A 17,270-nucleotide genomic window follows, 5' to 3' on the forward strand; every position below is an offset into this window, starting at 1 on the left:
GGCGACGGACTCAGCAGACGTACTCGAGGATGCCGATGCCGATGGTGCGCATCGCCTGCAGCACCGCGAGGCGGCGGGTGTGCACGGCGTCGTCGAACTCGATCGTCACCGTGTAGGCGACGGAGGAGCGGGGCCCGCGCAGCACGCCGGCCTCGCTGCGGACGCCGGGGGCCGAGCCCGTCTTGTTCAGCAGGCTCAGTCCGTGGTCGCTGCGCACGTGCGACAGGGGGTCGAGCGCGAAGGCGGAGGAGACGAGCGACAGGTCCGCGTTCAGCGCGAGCCAGTCGGAGACGCGGGAGGAGACCGCGCGGCTGACCGCCTCCCCGCGGGCGATCCGGGCGAACAGGGTCGTGAGCTCGGCGGCCGAGCCGACGGACAGCTGCGGGGCGTCGTCCGGCCCGCGGCGGTCGCGCACGCGGTCGAGCAGCGCGGTGCGCTTGAGGCCGAGGGAGTCCGCGCGGGCCCGCACGGCGTCGAGGCCGACCGCGCGCAGCAGCACGTTCGTCGCCAGGTTGTCGCTCGTCGCCGCCACCAGCGCCGCGAGGTCGGTCAGCGGCAGGCTCGGCGCGTGCAGGTACTGCCACACGCCGGCGTCGGACGCGAGGTCCTCCGGCGCGCGGTCGAGCAGGTCGAAGCGGGTGTTCACCTGCTCCTCGAGGCGGGAGGCGATCTCGAGCAGCAGCAGCACCTTGCCGACGCTGGCGGTCGGCAGCACGACGTGGTCGTCGACGGAGAACAGCGCCTTGCCGGACAGCAGGTCGATCACCCTCGCCGACACCTGGGCGCCGTCGAGCGCCAGGTGCGCGAGCGCGGTGAAGCCGTCCGTGAAGTCCGCGCGCACCGCCTCGCCCCGGTGCCTGGCCTGCTCGTCGCCGCCGCGCTGCCGAGCCCGTCTGGACTCGGCAGGAGCGGCGGTCACCAGATCGTGACCCGCTTCGTCGGATCCAGCCACAGGGCATCCGTCTCGGTGAGGTCGAACGCCGCCGCGAACTCGTCCAGGTTGCGCACGATCTGGTTGCAGCGGAACTCGGGCGGGGAGTGGGGGTCGATGGTCAGCAGACGCTTGGCCTCGGCCTCGCGCCGCTTCTCGCGCCACACGGACGCCCAGCTGCGGAAGAAGCGCTGCGCACCGGTCTCGCCGTCGATCACGGGCGGCTCGGCGCCCTCGAGCGAGAGCACGTAGGCCTTCCACGCGATCGTGAGGCCGCCGAGGTCGCCGATGTTCTCGCCGATCGTGAGCGCGCCGTTGACGTGGTCGGTCAGGCCCTCGGGCACGAGCGCGTCGTACTGGGCGATGAGCGCGGAGGTGCGCTCCTCGAACGCGGCGCGGTCCGCCTCCGTCCACCAGTTCTCGAGCCGGCCGTCGCCGTCGAACTGCGAGCCCTGGTCGTCGAAGCCGTGCCCGATCTCGTGCCCGATCACCGCGCCGATGCCGCCGTAGTTCAGGGCGTCGTCGCGGTCGGGGTCGAAGAACGGGGGCTGGAGGATCGCGGCCGGGAAGACGATCTCGTTCATGCCCGGGTTGTAGTAGGCGTTGACCGTCTGCGGCGTCATGAACCACTCGTCGCGGTCGACGGGCTTCCCGATCTTGCCGAGCTCGCGGTCGAACTCGAACGCGCTGGAGGCGCGCACGTTGCCGACCAGGTCGTCGGCCGACACCTCGAGCGCCGAGTAGTCGCGCCAGACGGCCGGGTAGCCGATCTTCGGGGTGAACCTCCCGAGCTTCTCGAGCGCACGCGCGCGGGTGTCCTCGCCCATCCAGTCGAGGCCGGAGATGGAGTCGCGGTAGGCGGCGACGAGGTTCGCGACGAGCACGTCCATCCGCACCTTCGCGATGGGCGGGAAGTGCTCCTCCACGTAGAGGCGGCCGACCGCCTCCCCCATCGCGCCCTCGGCGAGGCCCACGCCGCGCTTCCAGCGCGCCTTGAGCTCCTGCGCGCCGGTGAGCGCGGTGCCCGTGAAGGCGAAGTGCGCCTCGACGAACGCGGAGGAGAGGTACGGGGCGAGCGGGCGGATCACGCGCACGGCGAGCCAGTCGCGCCACGCCTCCAGCCGGTCGGCCGTCAGCAGGCCGAGCACGCCCGAGACGAAGCCCGGCTCGCGCACGACGACGGTGTCGAGCGCGCCGACCGGAGCGTCGAGCCCCGCGGCCCACGCCTCGAGCAGCGCGCCGCCCTCCCCGGCCTCGGCGACGAGCGCCGCCCAGGAGGTGGGGTTGTAGGTGGCCTGCACGTCGCGGGTCGCCACGGCGTCCCAGTGCGTGCCGGCGATCTCGGTCTCGAGCGCGAGCACGCGATCGGCCCGCGCCTCCGCGTCGTCGAGCCCGGCCAGCGACAGGATCCGGACGAGGAACCCGCGGTAGGCGGCACGATGCGTCGCGAAGTCGTCCTCGCGGTAGTACCGCTCGTCGGGCAGCCCGAGGCCGCCCTGCTCGAAGAAGACGAGGTAGCGGCTCGGGTCGCCGGGGTCGTTGTCGACGAAGAGCCGGAAGAGGCTGCCGCCGCCGCGGCGCTCGAGCGTGCCGAGCACGGACAGCACGGTCGCGACGGAGTCGGAGGCGGCGACGAGGCCGAGCGGCTCCGCGAGCGGTGCGGCGCCGAGCGCCTCCACCCGCTCCTCGTCCATGAAGGACGTGTAGAGGTCGCCGATCTTGCGCGCCTCGGTGCCGGGCTCGGCCTGCTGGGCCCGCTCGACGATGGCCCTCACCGCGATCTCCGCGCCGTCGACCAGGTCGAGGAACGCTCCCGAGCGCGCCCGGTCCGCGGGGATCTCCGCGGTCGCGAGCCATTCGCCGTTGACGGCGCGGTAGAGGTCGTCCTGGATGCGCGCGGGGACTGCCGCGCCTTCGGGTTCGGCCACGGGAGGAGTCTAGGAGCGCCCACCCCCCGGTCGCGGGAGGGCTCGCGCGGGTCGGGCGGACCCGGAGCGCACCTTCGACTGGTCGGAGGCGGGTCGCGGCGCCCGTGCGCGGTGGACGGATCGCGGCCGCGCGGTCCGTAGGCTTGCCCGCCGTGCGGCTGGTGGTTGCGGAGTGCTCGGTGGACTACGCGGGGCGGCTCTCCGCGCATCTGGATCCCGCTCGGCGGGTGCTGATGCTGAAGGCGGACGGCAGCGTGCTCGTGCACGCCGACGGCGGCTCCTACAAGCCCCTGAACTGGATGAGCCCGCCGTGCTCCCTCGTCGTCGAGGAGCCGGACGAGGAGCTGCGCTCCGCCGGGGTCCAGCAGCTCTGGCGCGTGACCCACGGCAAGACCGGCGACGTGCTGATCATCCGCATCCACGACCTGGTGATCGACGAGACGGTCGACCTCGGCATCGACCCCGGCCTCGTCAAGGACGGCGTGGAGGCGGACCTGCAGCGGCTGCTCGCGGAGCAGATCGAGCTGCTCGGCGACGGCCACACCTTCGTGCGCCGCGAGCACATGACCGCCATCGGGCCGGTCGACATCCTCGCGAAGGACCCGGGCGGCACCTCCGTCGCGGTCGAGATCAAGCGCCGCGGCGACATCGACGGCGTCGAGCAGCTGACCCGCTACCTCGAGCTGATGAACCGCGACCCGCACCTGGCGCCGGTGACGGGCGTGTTCGCCGCGCAGGAGATCAAGCCGCAGGCGCGCACCCTCGCGGAGGACCGCGGCATCCGCTGCGTCACCCTCGACTACGACGCCATGCGCGGCGTCGAGGGCGGCCCCGCCCGGCTGTTCTGAGCTCATGGGCTTCGATCCGCGCGCGGATCGAAGCCTGTGCTCCTCCGTCGGCCGTGGACCGGCCGACGCTGCGGAGCGCCGGGTCGGACCGCGCCGGATCCCGCTGCTCCGATGGGCTGAGCCCCATGCGGACCGGGCTAGGGTGCTCGACCCCCCTCTCCGAACGGCGGCGCCTTGAACCTCCCTTACACGGTCGTGCTCGTCGACCTCGACGGCACGGTCATGGACTCTGCGCCGGGCATCACCCGCACGCTCGCCGTCGCGCTCGAGGAGCTCGGGCTGCCCGTGCCGCCGCCGTCCCGCCTGCTCGAGTTCGTCGGCCCGCCGATCCTCGACGGCCTGCGCGACGTCGCGGGCATCGAGGGCGCGGAGGCCCGGCAGGTCCTCGACCGCTACCGCGCGCGGTACCGGGTGACCGGCGCCTTCGAGGCGGAGCCCTACCCCGGCGTCCGGGAGGCGCTCGAGGCGCTGGGCCGGACCGCGCCGCTCGCGATCGCCACCTCGAAGCCCGAGTCCGTCGCGGTCCGCATCCTCGAGCACTTCGGGTTCGCGCCGCTGTTCACGGTGATCGCGGGCGCTTCCGACGACGAGACGCGCAGCGAGAAGGCCGACGTCATCACCCGGGCGCTCGAGCTGCTCGTCGAGCGCGGGGTCGACGTGTCCCGTCCCGTGATGATCGGCGACCGGGTGCACGACGTCGCCGGCGCGGCGGCCCACGGCATCCCGGCGATCCTCGCGAGCTGGGGCTACGGCGCACCGGAGGAGGCCGCCGGAACCGTCGCGATCGCGGCCTCGCCCGGCGAGCTGCCCGCCCTCGTCGCGGCCGGAGCACCGGATCACCCGTGAGGTGCCCGCACGTCGACCGCACCGTGCAGCAAGGGCGGCGGCGATCTGCGGGATGATCGCTGCATGACTCTCACGCAGGTGGAGCGCCAGTACGCGAAGGCGGCCCAGGCGACGGCACCGCACGTCGTGGTCCTGTTCGGCGCCGCGGGCGACCTGGCCAAGCGCAAGCTCCTTCCGGGCATGGCGAACCTGGTCCTGTCCTCCCTCGCCCCCGACATCGAGATCGTCGGCACGTCCCTCGAGGACCTCGACGACGAGACCTACCGCCAGCAGGCGAAGGAGGCGCTCGACGAGTTCGACCGCCGGCGCCTGACCGACGAGGAGTGGCGCAGCTTCGCCGAGAAGCTGCACTACGTCCCCAGCAAGGCCGGCCCCAAGGCCCTCGCGCAGGCGGTCGCCGAGGCGGCGGCCCGCCTCGGGCCGAGCGCCCGGCGCATCCACTACCTGTCGGTCCCGCCGAAGGCGGCCCTCGCCGCCGTCGAGACCATCCGCGACGCCGGCCTGGTCGAGGGCTCGCGGATCATCATGGAGAAGCCGTTCGGCACGGATCTGGCGAGCGCCGTCACGCTGAACCGCCGCCTCCACGAGACGTTCGACGAGAGCCAGATCTTCCGGATCGACCACTTCCTGGGCAAGGAGCCGGCGCAGAACATCCTCGCGATCCGGTTCGGCAACGGCCTGTTCGAGCCCATCTGGAACCGCAACTTCATCCAGCAGATCCAGATCGACGTGCCCGAGACCCTCGGCCTCGAGCAGCGCGCGTCCTTCTACGAGGCGACCGGCGCGTACCGCGACATGGTCGTGACGCACCTGTTCCAGATCCTCGCGTTCGTCGCGATGGAGGCGCCGACCGCGCTCGAGCCGAAGGCGATCAGCGAGGAGAAGAACAAGGTCTTCAACTCGATGAAGCCGATCGACCCGGAGAACGTGGTCCGCGGCCAGTACGTCGGGTACAAGGACATCCAGGGCGTCTCGCCCGAGAGCGAGACGGAGACCTTCGTCGCGCTGAAGTGCGAGATCGACAACTGGCGGTGGGCGGGCGTGCCGTTCTACCTCCGCACCGGCAAGAAGCTCGCCGAGGGCCAGCGCATCGTCTCCATCGCCTTCAAGGAGCCGCCGCAGTCGATGTTCCCGGCGGGCTCCGGCATCGGCGCGAAGGGGCCGGACCACCTGACGTTCGACCTCGCCGACGCCTCGAAGATGTCGCTGTCGTTCTACGGCAAGCGCCCCGGACCCGGCATGCGGCTCGACAAGATGTCGATGCAGTTCGCCATGCAGGACACCGCGAACGCGAACGACGTGCTGGAGGCCTACGAGCGCCTGATCCTCGACGCGATGCGCGGCGACCACACGCTCTTCACCTCCGCCGCCGGCATCGAGCGCCTGTGGGAGGTCAGCCAGCCGCTGCTGGACGACGCGCCCCCCGTGCGCCCCTACGCGGTCGGCAGCTGGGGCCCGAACGCGATCCACCAGCTGATCGCGCCGTACGCCTGGCGCCTCCCCTTCGAGCGCGTCTGGCGCGAGTCCCACCACTGAGTTCACAGCCCTTGGATCCGCGAGCGGATCCAAGGGCTGTGCGCCTTCGAGGCTCGTGGACCGAGCCTCGGTACGGCGCATCGGTTCCGTTCTCGAGGCGGGCAGCGCTCGTCACGGTCGGGCCCTCCGCTCCTTCCGCTCGGCCGCGGATCGGGCGAAGGGGCGGTTCGCTCCCCGGCGAACGGGGGAGGGCCGCATAGCGTCGTCGGGTGCAGACGATCCCGGTGCTCGGTGGCCGCTATCGCCTCGGCCCGGAGATCGGGTCCGGAGGGATGGGGGCGGTCCACCGCGCCTGGGACGAGCGCTTCGACCGCGAGGTCGCCGTCAAGGTCGTCCGCTCCGGCGGCGTCGAGAAGGAGCGCCTGCGGCGGGAGGCCCAGTACCTCGCCCGCCTCGACCACGCGAACCTCGTGGCGGTGCTCGACGCCGGCGAGGACCGCCTGCGCGGCACGGACACCGTCTGGTTCGCCATGGAGCTCGTGCACGGACCCGACCTGCGCACCGTGCTGCGGCAGGACGGCCCGATGGACGGCGCCGCCGTCCGCAAGGTGCTGCTCGGCGTGCTCGCCGCCATCGACGTGCTCCACGTCGCCGGCGTCGTGCACCGCGACCTGAAGCCCGCCAACGTGCTGCTCACCGCCGAGCCGGCCACCGGCCGCTGGGACGTGAAGCTCGTCGACCTGGGCATCGCCCAGCACATCCGCACCGACCACCTCACCTCCACCGGCCAGGTCGTCGGCACCGCCGCCTACCTGAGCCCCGAGCAGGTCAGCGGTCGGCCGATCGGGCCCGCGACGGACGTCTACGCGCTCGGCCTGCTCGCCATCGAGGCGCTCAGCGGCGCCATCGCGTTCCCCGGGGGCCCTGCGGAGTCGGCCGCCGCGCGCCTCGTGCGACCGCCCGCCCTCCCCTCCGCGCTCGGACCCGCCTGGCGGGGCGTCCTCACCGCCATGACGGCGCTCGACCCCCGGCAGCGGCCCGGGGTGGAGCAGCTGCTCGAGGTCGTGCGCGCCCTGCCCGACGAGGCCCAGGACCCGGACGCCGCCGACCTGGCGACGCAGCTGATGACGACGGTCATGCCGGCGGAGGCGCACGCCACCGCCGTGCTGCCGACCGTGACCGCCCGGCCGCGTCCCCGCGGTGCGCGGCGGGAGCGCCGCCGGCGCAACGTGCTCGCCGCCGCCTGCGGGCTGCTCGTCGTGATCGCCGCCGGCGGCTGGATCGCCGCGCTCTCCGGCGGCGCTGCACCTGCCGCGTCCGCGGAGACGCCCGCACCCCGGGCGACCTCCCACTCGGCGCGCCCGACGCCGCGACCAGTCGTCTCGACGCCCGCTCCGGTCGTCACGCCCGTCGCGACGCATGCGGCGCCGGAGGCCCCCGCGCCGAAGGCTCCCGCCGGGGTCTCCGCCTGGCAGCGGTCGCACCAGGACCGATCCGACGCCGTCGAGAAGGCCACCAAGCGCCTCACCGACCGCCTCGAGCGCCGCCTCCGCGAGTACGCCCCCCACCACTGAGGATCCGCGGCGCGTCCAGGCGCGACGCCGAGCGCACCTCTACGGTCGGCCGCATGGCTGATGAGCTCAAGAAGGGCGACCACGTCTCCTGGAAGTCGCACGGCGGCGAGGCGGAGGGCGAGGTCGAGAAGAAGATCACGAGCGAGACCGACGCCGGCGGCCGCCACGTGAAGGCGTCGCAGGACGATCCCCAGTACCTCGTCAAGAGCGAGAAGTCGGGCGGCGAGGCCGTGCACAAGCCCGGCGCGCTGCACAAGGACTGACGCCCGCCCGCGATCGCGGGTCGCACGGCGGCGCCGGGGTCGGGCAGGATGCGTCCGTGAGCTTCAACGCGCGCCTGCGGGCCCTGGTCGGCATCCGACCGGGCAGCGCGGTGTCGTCGAGCCTCCGCAACGCGGCGCAGATCGACGTCTACGGCACCGTCCGGCGACAGGGGCCGTTCGACGCCCCGCCGGCGGAGCCCGTGCAGCTGGCGGACCCGGTGCCGTGGGAGCTGCAGGACGGCAGCGGCGAGGTCGCCGACTGGGTCAACGGCGTCCGCCCCGCCTAGGTGCCGGAGTCGCCGAAGACCTGCAGCGCTTGTGCGCTGCGTTCGGCGTAGGTGCGGAGGCGGTCGAGGAAGTCGCTCGGCTCCAGCGGGGCGAGCGGATGCATGGGCATGGTCGTCAGAGCGTCCACGTCCTCTGTGGGTGCAGAAGACACCTGCGCAGGCTAGCGACACGGGGAGCACCGCCGCTGCCCCCTGTAGTGGGACGAGGACAGACAGATCGGTCTGTCCTACTGTCGTCAGCGAGCGGTCACCCGGACCGCGAGCCGGCCACCCGAACCGGCGCAGTCAGAGACGTCCAGGCCGCCGACCCCCCTCGGGCGGCCGACTCCGCTCATGACCGCCCAGATGGATGTGGAGTCCAGCAGCGAACGCCGTCGGCGGTCAGCCCCCACTGACCGCGGCGGCGTTCGCCGTCTCCCCCGTCGGACGCGCTCGACGCCGGCACCCGCGCGGCCGTCGCTCCTCAGGCCACGGAGACGACGGAGCCCCGGGGTCCGCTCGCGCGGACCCCGGGGCTCGTCGTGGAGCGACTTCGCGTCAGCGCAGCCCGAGCAGGAGCTTCGAGCTCATCGCGGACGCGCCGGTGCCGGAGCCGGAACCGGTGCCGCCCACGCCGGCGAGCAGGGCGTCCTTCGCCACGATGCAGGTGACGATCGTGTTCTTGCCCGTCGAGGTCGAGCGGGCGATGACCGTGCCGTGCGTGTTCTTGATCGTGCAGCTGAGCTTGGTGCCCGTGGTCTGCACCGCGGCGATCTCGTACAGGTCGGCGCCGGAGGTGACGCGCTTCGTCCACGGCTCGTGCGCCTTCGCGATCGTGTGCACGACCGGCTTCACCGGGAACGGCTTGCCGTACTCGTCGGTCCCCTTCTTCACCTTGAGCGTCGTGTACACCACGGACGCGTGCTTGCCGTTGCCGTCGACCGACAGCGTGTACTGCTTCGGGGTCGACTTCGCGGCGTGCACGGGCGCGGCGTCCGCGGCGAGGGTCGGGGCGAACATGATCGCGACGGCGGCGGCGCCGGCGGCGACCACGGGGAGGAGCTTCTTCATTCGGGCGGGTCCTGTCGTGAAGCGGGTGGAAGCCCGTGCGGGTCACACGGGCCGCTGCACCGTAGCGTTCCCGCAACCATTTCCGGTAGCCCCCGTCATCCGCCCGATCATGCTGCGTGCAGCACGATCAGCGGGTGCACCGGCAGCGCGGCGGACCGTTGATCCGACGAGCAGCGCCCGACGCCCGGCCGGCGCGTCGCAGCTGCAGGTCGATCCCTATCCTGGAGCGGTGGCCGACCTCGACGCCCTGCTCAAGGATCTGGCCGAGGCCTCGGACGTGATCGCGGCGCTCGACCGGGAGCGGGCGGCCGCGGTCGCCCGCCGGGACACCGTCCTCCGCGCGGCGAGCGCGGCGGGCGCCACCTGGGTGAGGATGCGGGAGATCACCGGCATGAGCCCCAACACGATCAGCAAGGCGCTCCGGCCGTAGCCGTCCCGCGCGGACCGTGGTCGAGCAGGTCGGGTTCGGACGGCGGAGGACCGCCCTAGTCGCGCACCCTGCGTTGGAAGCGGCGCGGCGGGACGCGGGCGAGCACCAGCACCGCCGCGGCGATCACGACGACGTGCAGCACGACGATCGCGGGCAGCAGTGCGGACGGCTCCATGCCGCCCGTCCTGGCCGACGCTTCGCCGGGAACGAGAGATCCCCGGGCCCGGCGGCTGCCGGACCCGGGGATCCTGTCGTGCGCGAGGGGGGAGTTGAACCCCCACGCCCTTTCGGGCACACGGACCTGAACCGTGCGCGTCTGCCTATTCCGCCACTCGCGCGTGCGCGGCGCCGCAGGGCGCCGAAGGCTCAGCGAGGTTAGCACGAGCCGGAGGGCCGCCTCCTCCGCGCTCGGCCGCGACGGTCCGGCGCGCGCGGCGCTGACCCCCGTCATGGCGCCCCGCGTTACCCTGGGCCATTCGCGGGCGGGCCCTCCGTGCGCACAGACGATCACGGGACGGTTCCAGCGGGTGGGCATTCTCGACAGCTTCGAGCGCGGCTTGGAGCGAGCCGTGAACGGAGCGTTCGCCCGCACCTTCCGCTCGGGCCTCGCTCCCGTCGAGATCACGGCCGCCCTCCGCAAGGAGATGGACACGCACGCGTCGCCCGTCGCACGGGACCGCGTGCTCGTGCCGAACCGCTTCACGGTGCGCATGAACCCCGAGGACCACGCGGCGATGTCGGCGCTCGGCGCCGGCCTGATCGACGAGCTCACCGAGCTGCTCACCGACTACGCGACCCAGCAGCGCTACCAGATGGCGTCGCCGCCGGTGATCGCGCTCGAGCCGGACCCGTCGCTCACCGTCGGCCTGCTCGACGTGCGCTCCGCGTCCGAGAAGGTGGAGGTGGACTGGGCGCCGGTGCTCGAGATCGACGGCGTCCGCCACGCCCTCGGCGCCCGCACGGTGATCGGCCGCGGCTCGGAGGCGGACATCACCGTCGACGACACCGGCATCAGCCGCAAGCACCTCGAGATCGTGTGGGACGGGCGGCGCGCGGAGGCGCGCGACCTCGGCTCCACGAACGGCTCGACCCTCAACGGGGCGCGGCTCACCCGGGCGGCCCTGCCCAACGAGTCGATGCTGCAGATCGGCCGCACCCGGATGCTGTTCCGGGTCGTCGCCAGGGCACGGGAGCACTGAGCCATGACCGACCTCACGCTCCTCGTCCTGCGCATCGCGTTCCTCGCCCTGCTGTGGGTCTTCGTGTTCGCGGTCGTCTACGCGCTGCGCAGCGACCTCTTCGGCGGCCGCGTGCGCCGGGTCCCGCAGGAGGTCGCGTCCGCGGCGCCGGCTCCCGCGCCCTCCAGCGCGCCGCCCGCCGTGCAGTCCCTGCCCTCCCCGCCGACGCCGGGCGGGGGCCACCCTCCGGTGCACCACGGCCCGGCGACGACGCTCGTGATCACCTCCGGCGGCAAGGCGGGCCTCGAGATCCCGCTCGGGACGGAGCCGCTGATGATCGGGCGCGCGAGCGACGCGGGCCTGCAGATCCGCGACGACTACACCTCCACCCACCACGCCCGGCTGCTGCTCTGGGGCTCCGACTGGGTCGTGCAGGACCTGGACTCCACGAACGGCACGTTCGTCGACGGCGCCCGCATCGACTCCCCCACCCAGGTGCCCGTCGGGGTGCCGGTGAAGGTGGGCGCGACGACGTTCGAGCTCCGTGGCTGACCGCGTGACGACGATCACGACGGGCGCGGCCGTCAGCCACGTCGGGCGGGTGCGGACCCAGAACCAGGACTCCGGGTACGCCGGGTCGTCGCTCTTCGTCGTCGCCGACGGCATGGGCGGCCACGCGGGCGGCGACATCGCCTCCGCGATCGCCGTGCGCCGCATCGCGGAGACGGACCGGCTCGACTTCGCGACGCCGCAGGAGGCGGAGTTCGCCCTGCAGTCGGCGATGATCGCCGCGAACCAGGAGATCAGCGCCGCCGTCGAGGAGCGCCCCGAGCTCACCGGCATGGGCACCACCGTCAGCGCCCTCGTGCGGGTCGACGACGTGATCGCGACGGCGCACATCGGCGACTCGCGCATCTACCTGCTGCGCGACGGCGAGCTGTCGCAGATCACGAACGACCACACGTTCGTGCAGCGCCTCGTCGAGACCGGCAGGATCACGCCCGAGGAGGCGGCGGTGCACCCCCGCCGCAGCGTCCTGATGCGCGTGCTCGGCGACATCGACCAGTCGCCCGAGATCGACACGTCGATCCTCGGGACGGTGCCCGGCGACCGCTGGATGCTCTGCTCCGACGGCCTCACGAGCTACGTGCCGCAGGAGCGCATCCTCGCGGCGATGGCGGACCAGCGGACGCCGGCCGACGCGGCGAACGCCCTCGTCGGCGAGGCGCTCGAGCACGGCGCCCCCGACAACGTCACCGCGATCGTCCTCGACATCGACCGCCCCGGCAGCGGCCCCTCCGCGGCGCAGCTCGTCGGCTCCGCGGCGAGCGGGCTCGACCCCGAGCTCGCCGCGTCCGGCAGGGCGCACAGCCGGCTGCCCGCCCTGCTCCTCCACCCGATCCGGACGACGACGCCGGAGGCGCGGTTCCAGCCGGAGTCGGAGGACTACCTCGACGCGCTGATCCGCGAGGACCGCCGGCGGCTCTGGCGGCGCCGGCTCACCTGGCTCGCGGCCGTCGCCCTGCTGCTGATCGCGATCGCCGGCGCTGCCGTGCTCGGCTACCGCTACACGCAGACCCGGTACTACGTCGGGTTCGACGGGGACCGCGTCGCGATCTACCAGGGGGTGCAGGGCACGATCGGGCCGATCCGGCTGAGCCACGTCGTGCAGGAGACGGCGCTCACGCGCTCGACCCTCACCTCGTACGCGCGGTCGCAGATCGACGAGACGATCTCCGCCTCCTCCCTCGAGGCCGCCGAGACCGTCGTGGACAACGCGAAGCAGGACAGCGGTGGTTGACGCCACGACGACGCTGTCGCGACCGGAGGCGGACGCCGTCTCCGGCGCCCGGCCCTCGACCCGGCTCCGCAACATCGAGCTCGGTCTCCTGCTGCTCGCCGTCGCGGTGTCGGCGGGGGCGATCGTGCTCGTGCAGCTCGGGGCGCTCGGCCACATCGACGGGCACATCGCGACGCTCGCCGCCGGCCTCGCCGCGCTCGTGCTCGTGCTGCACGTCGTGCTGCGGTTCCTCGCGCGCGACGCCGACCCCTTCATCCTCCCGATCGCGACGGCCGTGAACGGCCTCGGGATCGCCGAGATCTACCGCATCGACATCAGCCCGCTCGGGCTGAGGAACCGCCTGGACGACGGCACGCACCAGATCCTCTGGACCGCGCTCGGCATCGGCGCCGCGATCCTCGTGCTGCTGCTCGTGCGCAACCACCGCATGCTGCAGCGGTACACGTACATCGCGATGCTCGCCTCGATCGTGCTGCTGCTGCTGCCGCTCGTGCCGGGCCTGCGCCTGCGCGGCGCCGCGGCCTACGTCTGGGTCAGCGTCGGCCCGCTGAACTTCCAGCCGGGCGAGATCGCGAAGATCACGCTCGCGATCTTCTTCGCCGGGTTCCTGGTGGCCCGTCGCGACTCCCTCGCGATGGTCGGCCGCCGGATCCTGTTCGTGCAGCTGCCCCGCGCGCGCGACCTGGGGCCGATCGTCGTCGTCTGGTTCCTGGCGCTCGGCGTGATCGTCGGCGAGCACGACCTCGGCACCGGCCTGCTGCTGTTCGGCATGTTCGTCGCGATGCTCTACGTCGCCACGGGCCGGACGAGCTGGATCGTGCTCGGCCTGCTGCTCGCCGCCGTCGGGGCGTACGCCGCCAGCCGCATCCTCTCCTACGTGCAGGGCCGCATCACCAACTGGCTCGACGCCTTCAACGGCAACCTCTACAACGAGCCCGGCGGCAGCTTCCAGGTCGTCAACGGCGTCTTCGGGCTGTCGCACGGCGGCCTGTTCGGCACCGGACTCGGCCAGGGCCGGCCGGACATCACCCCCGCCGCGAACAGCGACTTCATCATCGCGTCGCTCGGGGAGGAGCTGGGGCTGGTCGGCGTCTTCGCGATCCTCTGCCTCTACCTGCTCTTCGTCTCGCGCGGCTTCCGCATCGGCTACTCCGGCCCCGACGACTTCGGCAAGCTGCTCGCCGTCGGGCTGGCGTTCGTGTTCGCGCTGCAGTGCTTCATCGTCATCGGCGGCGTGATGCGGGTGATCCCGGAGACCGGGCTCACCACGCCCTTCCTCGCGGCGGGCGGCTCGTCCCTCGTCGCGAACTGGATGATCGCGGCGCTGCTGCTGCGGATCTCCGACACCATCCGCAGCGGCCCGAGGACGGTGATCTGATGAACCGCGAGCTGAAGCGGATCAGCGCCCTGGTGCTCGTGATGTTCACGGCGCTCTTCGTCGCGTCGTCGATCATCCAGGTGTTCCAGGCCGACAACCTCGACTCCGACGCCCGCAACCAGCGGGCGAAGGCGGATCAGTACTCGATCCAGCGGGGGCAGATCCTCACCGCGGACGGCAAGGCGATCGTCACCTCGCCGAAGTCCGACGACACGTACCAGTTCGACAGGAAGTACACGGACGGCAGGCTCTACGCCGCCGTCACCGGCTACTACAACCCGATCGGCGCCCCGACCGGCATCGAGGGCGCGATGAACGCGCAGCTCGCCGGCACGTCGAGCGACCAGGTGCTCGACCGGCTCCAGAACATCGTGACCGGCCAGGACCCGAAGGGCGCCTCGGTGCAGCTGACGATCCAGCCGAAGATCCAGAAGGCCGCCTACGACGCGCTCGGGAACCAGCGCGGCGCGGTCGTGGCGCTCGACCCGAAGACCGGCAAGGTGCTCGCCCTGGTGTCGAAGCCCTCGTTCGACCCGAACGCGATCGCGGACCACGGCAAGGGCGTCTCCGCCTACGACGCGCTGTCGTCGAGGACCGTGAACCCGCTCGTGAACCGCGCGATCGGCGGCGACCTGAACCCGCCGGGATCGACGTTCAAGATCATCACGTCGTCGGCCGCCTTCGAGAGCGGCAGGTACACGCCCTCGTCGAAGTTCCCGAGCCCGACGTCGTACCGGCTGCCGGGCACGGACACGATCATCCAGAACGCGGACGGCGAGTTCTGCGGCGCCGAGAAGACCGCGTCGATCGCCACCGCGCTCAGCCTCTCCTGCAACATCCCGTTCGCGCAGCTCGGTCAGAAGCTCGGCGACGACGCGCTTCGCACCCAGGCGGAGAAGTTCGGCTTCGACAAGGCGCTCTCGATCCCGCTGAAGGTGACCCCGAGCACCTACCCGAGCGCGCAGCTCGACTCGGCGCAGACGGCGCAGACCGCCTTCGGGCAGTACGAGGATCGGGCCACGCCGATGCAGATGGCCATGGTGGCCGCGGCCATCGGGAACGGTGGGGTGGAGATGAAGCCCAACCTCGTCGAGAAGGTCGTGTCGCCCTCGCTCGAGATCACGCAGCCGTTCTCCCCGGAGGAGCTCGGCAGGCCGGTCAGCGAGAAGACGGCGTCGCAGGTGAAGGCGATGATGGTCTCGTCCGTCGACAACGGCGCCGCGAGGAATGCAAGAATCGAGGGGGTCGCCGTGGCGGGCAAGACGGGGACCGCGCAGAACGGCGCGAACGATCCGTACACGCTCTGGTTCACCGGGTTCGCGCCCGCGTCGGACCCGAAGGTCGCGGTCGCCGTCGTGATCGAGAACGGTGGGGGACTGGGTCAGTCGGGGGTCGGCAACGTCGTCGCCGCCCCGATCGCCCGGCAGGTCATGGAGGCGGTGCTGAACGGATGAGACCCGTGTCCGGGCTCACTTTCGGGGGCCGCTACGAGCTCTCCTCGCGCATCGCCATCGGCGGGATGGGCGAGGTGTGGGAGGCCACCGACCTCGTCATCGGCCGCCCCGTCGCCATCAAGATCCTGAAGGACGAGTACCTCGGCGACCCGGGCTTCCTCGAGCGCTTCCGCGCCGAGGCCCGGCACGCCGCGCTCGTCAACCACGAGGGCATCGCCAACGTCTACGACTACGGCGAGGAGGACGGCTCCGCGTTCCTCGTCATGGAGCTCGTGCCGGGCGAGCCCCTCTCGTCGATCCTCGAGCGCCAGCACACCCTGACGCCCGACCGCGTCCTCGACGTCGTCGCGCAGACGGCCATGGCGCTGCACGCGGCCCACGCCGCCGGCCTGGTGCACCGCGACATCAAGCCGGGCAACCTGCTCGTCACGCCCGACGGCCGCGTGAAGATCACCGACTTCGGCATCGCGCGCATCACCGACCAGGTGCCGCTCACCGCGACCGGGCAGGTCATGGGCACGGTCCAGTACCTCTCGCCCGAGCAGGCCAGCGGCCAGCCGGCCTCCCCCGCCACCGACGTGTACTCGCTCGGCATCGTCGCCTACGAGGCGCTGGCCGGCCACCGCCCGTTCACGGGCGAGTCGCAGGTCGCGATCGCGATGGCGCAGATCAACGACACAGCCCCCGACCTGCCGCACACGGTCCCCGAGCCGATCCGCCGGCTGGTCTTCGCGTGCATCGCGAAGGCGCCGTCCGACCGCCCCACCACCGCGGCGCTGCTCGCCCGCGCCGCCCAGGCGCTGCGCCGCGGCGACGTGCTGGCCGCCGCCTCCGCGGTGCCCGCCGTGCTGCCCGCCGGCGTGGCCGCGCCCACCATGGCGATGCAGACCGACGCCTCCACGACGGTCCTGCCGTCGCAGGCGCCCGGCTTCGACACGATGCTGATGGGCGTGCCCGCCGGAGCGCCCACCGCGGCGACCTCGGCCTACCCGCCCGCGCAGGCCGGACCGCCCACGGTCACGGGGCCGTACGGCACCGGCGACGGCCCGCGGGACGACGGCCCGCGCAAGCGCAGCGCCTGGACGATCCCGCTGATCATCCTCATCGTGCTGCTCGCGATCCTGCTCGGCTTCTTCCTCGTGAACCAACTCACCAAGAGCTCGACGCCGCAGGGCGCCGGCAGCTCGAAGCCCGCGACGAGCAGCTCGCAGCCCGCGAAGGCGTCGGCATCGGCGACCGCGGACACGATCACCCTCGACCCGACCGACTACGTCGGCAAGCAGTACTCGACGGTGAAGGCGCAGCTCGAGGCGAAGGGCCTCGACGTCGTGCCCGACGAGCAGACCGCCGACAGCCCCGACGACTCGGGGAAGGTCACGGCGCTGGACCCGCTGAACGTGCAGTCCGGCGACTCCGTCACCGTGACCTACTTCGGGCAGTCGACCGAGCTCTCCGCGCCGGCATCCGCACCGTCGTCGAGCGCGGGCAAGTCCGTCACGACCGGCCAGACGTTCACCGTCTCCTGGCCGTCGTACACCTGCGCCGCCGGCGCGGGCGGGTCGCTGTCCGGCTGGACGCTCACGGTGTCGGGCGCCGCCGCGAACGCGGGGTCGATCCCGCTCGACGCGAGCCCCCGCTCCACCAGCATCACCGCAGGCGGCTCCCCGGGCACCATCACCGTCCGGTACTCCGCGAACTGCGGCGCCCGGGACACCCCGAACTCGCCAGCCCTCAAGGTCACCGTGAAGGCCCCGGCCGCCCCGCCGGCGACGTCCGCGCCCGTCGTGACCTCGCCGGCGCCGACCGACACCGCTGCGACGCAGTGA

Annotated in this window: 16 protein-coding genes and 1 tRNA gene; 13 read left to right on the forward strand and 4 right to left on the reverse strand. The window is 72.6% G+C overall.

Annotation, left to right across the window (positions count from 1 at the left end; all coding sequences use genetic code 11):
- Positions 1–10 precede the first annotated feature (10 nt).
- Together ABEA53_RS09880 and ABEA53_RS09885 are read right to left on the reverse strand one after the other, a co-directional pair.
- Positions 11–919 carry a serine hydrolase gene (locus tag ABEA53_RS09880; protein WP_345480971.1) on the reverse strand — a complete coding sequence of 303 codons (909 nt, stop codon included), beginning with the start codon at positions 917–919 and terminating at the stop codon, positions 11–13.
- The gene (locus ABEA53_RS09885; protein WP_345480972.1) at positions 916–2,859 is read right to left on the reverse strand and encodes a M13 family metallopeptidase; all 1,944 of its coding nucleotides are present in this window, start codon (positions 2,857–2,859) and stop codon (positions 916–918) included. Before ABEA53_RS09885 ends, ABEA53_RS09880 begins: the two co-directional genes overlap by 4 nt.
- A 152-nt stretch (positions 2,860–3,011) precedes the next feature.
- On the opposite strand from ABEA53_RS09885, the gene nucS reads away from it, so the two are divergent.
- The 6 genes from nucS to ABEA53_RS09915 all read left to right on the forward strand — a co-directional run bounded on the left by nucS (position 3,012) and on the right by ABEA53_RS09915 (position 8,153).
- Positions 3,012–3,707 (forward strand): endonuclease NucS, encoded by a 696-nt coding sequence (nucS, locus tag ABEA53_RS09890; RefSeq protein ID WP_345480973.1) that lies wholly within the window; start codon positions 3,012–3,014, stop codon positions 3,705–3,707.
- A 174-nt stretch (positions 3,708–3,881) separates the two neighbouring features.
- Positions 3,882–4,553 carry an HAD hydrolase-like protein gene (locus ABEA53_RS09895; protein WP_345480974.1) on the forward strand — a complete coding sequence of 224 codons (672 nt, stop codon included), beginning with the start codon at positions 3,882–3,884 and terminating at the stop codon, positions 4,551–4,553.
- Positions 4,554–4,616: 63 nt separating this feature from the next.
- Positions 4,617–6,089: a glucose-6-phosphate dehydrogenase gene (gene zwf, locus ABEA53_RS09900; protein WP_345480975.1), complete on the forward strand. Its 1,473-nt coding sequence runs from the start codon at positions 4,617–4,619 to the stop codon at positions 6,087–6,089.
- 209 nt (positions 6,090–6,298) lie between these two features.
- Entirely contained in the window at positions 6,299–7,603 is a 1,305-nt protein-coding gene (locus ABEA53_RS09905; RefSeq protein WP_345480976.1) for a serine/threonine-protein kinase, read from the forward strand.
- A gap of 53 nt (positions 7,604–7,656) precedes the next feature.
- Positions 7,657–7,866 carry a hypervirulence associated TUDOR domain-containing protein gene (locus tag ABEA53_RS09910; RefSeq protein ID WP_345480977.1) on the forward strand — a complete coding sequence of 70 codons (210 nt, stop codon included), beginning with the start codon at positions 7,657–7,659 and terminating at the stop codon, positions 7,864–7,866.
- 56 nt (positions 7,867–7,922) lie between these two features.
- Complete coding sequence (locus tag ABEA53_RS09915) at positions 7,923–8,153, forward strand: hypothetical protein (RefSeq protein ID WP_345480978.1); 231 nt, start codon at positions 7,923–7,925, stop codon at positions 8,151–8,153.
- Between the two features lie 537 nt (positions 8,154–8,690).
- Here the strand turns inward: ABEA53_RS09915 and ABEA53_RS09920 are convergent.
- On the reverse strand, positions 8,691–9,203 hold the full coding sequence (locus ABEA53_RS09920; RefSeq protein WP_345480979.1) for a hypothetical protein: 513 nt from the start codon (positions 9,201–9,203) through the stop codon (positions 8,691–8,693).
- A gap of 229 nt (positions 9,204–9,432) precedes the next feature.
- Here ABEA53_RS09920 and ABEA53_RS09925 point away from each other — a divergent pair, with 229 nt between their 5' ends.
- Positions 9,433–9,633, forward strand: coding sequence for a hypothetical protein (locus ABEA53_RS09925; protein ID WP_345480980.1), 201 nt, complete (start codon positions 9,433–9,435; stop codon positions 9,631–9,633).
- A gap of 254 nt (positions 9,634–9,887) precedes the next feature.
- Here ABEA53_RS09925 and ABEA53_RS09930 read toward each other — a convergent pair.
- A tRNA-Leu gene (locus ABEA53_RS09930) sits at positions 9,888–9,971 on the reverse strand.
- A gap of 189 nt (positions 9,972–10,160) precedes the next feature.
- Between ABEA53_RS09930 and ABEA53_RS09935 the strand changes: the two genes are divergently transcribed.
- The 6 genes from ABEA53_RS09935 to ABEA53_RS09960 are packed head-to-tail and all read left to right on the forward strand — an operon-like array spanning position 10,161 to position 17,270.
- Positions 10,161–10,832: an FHA domain-containing protein gene (locus ABEA53_RS09935; RefSeq protein WP_425550616.1), complete on the forward strand. Its 672-nt coding sequence runs from the start codon at positions 10,161–10,163 to the stop codon at positions 10,830–10,832.
- A gap of 3 nt (positions 10,833–10,835) precedes the next feature.
- A complete protein-coding gene (locus ABEA53_RS09940; RefSeq protein WP_345480982.1) occupies positions 10,836–11,363 on the forward strand; it encodes an FHA domain-containing protein FhaB/FipA in 528 nt (175 codons plus the stop codon).
- A complete protein-coding gene (locus ABEA53_RS09945) occupies positions 11,356–12,612 on the forward strand; it encodes a PP2C family protein-serine/threonine phosphatase (RefSeq protein WP_345480983.1) in 1,257 nt (418 codons plus the stop codon). Before ABEA53_RS09940 ends, ABEA53_RS09945 begins: the two co-directional genes overlap by 8 nt.
- Positions 12,605–13,990, forward strand: coding sequence for an FtsW/RodA/SpoVE family cell cycle protein (locus ABEA53_RS09950; protein ID WP_425550617.1), 1,386 nt, complete (start codon positions 12,605–12,607; stop codon positions 13,988–13,990). The genes ABEA53_RS09945 and ABEA53_RS09950 overlap by 8 nt, the downstream gene beginning before the upstream one ends.
- Positions 13,990–15,444, forward strand: coding sequence for a peptidoglycan D,D-transpeptidase FtsI family protein (locus ABEA53_RS09955; RefSeq protein WP_345480984.1), 1,455 nt, complete (start codon positions 13,990–13,992; stop codon positions 15,442–15,444). Before ABEA53_RS09950 ends, ABEA53_RS09955 begins: the two co-directional genes overlap by 1 nt.
- Positions 15,441–17,270, forward strand: a complete 1,830-nt coding sequence (locus tag ABEA53_RS09960) for a serine/threonine protein kinase (RefSeq protein ID WP_345480986.1) — start codon at positions 15,441–15,443, stop codon at positions 17,268–17,270. The genes ABEA53_RS09955 and ABEA53_RS09960 overlap by 4 nt, the downstream gene beginning before the upstream one ends.

The sequence above is a fragment of the Amnibacterium soli genome (assembly GCF_039544415.1).
Taxonomy (GTDB): Bacteria; Actinomycetota; Actinomycetes; order Actinomycetales; family Microbacteriaceae; genus Amnibacterium; species Amnibacterium soli.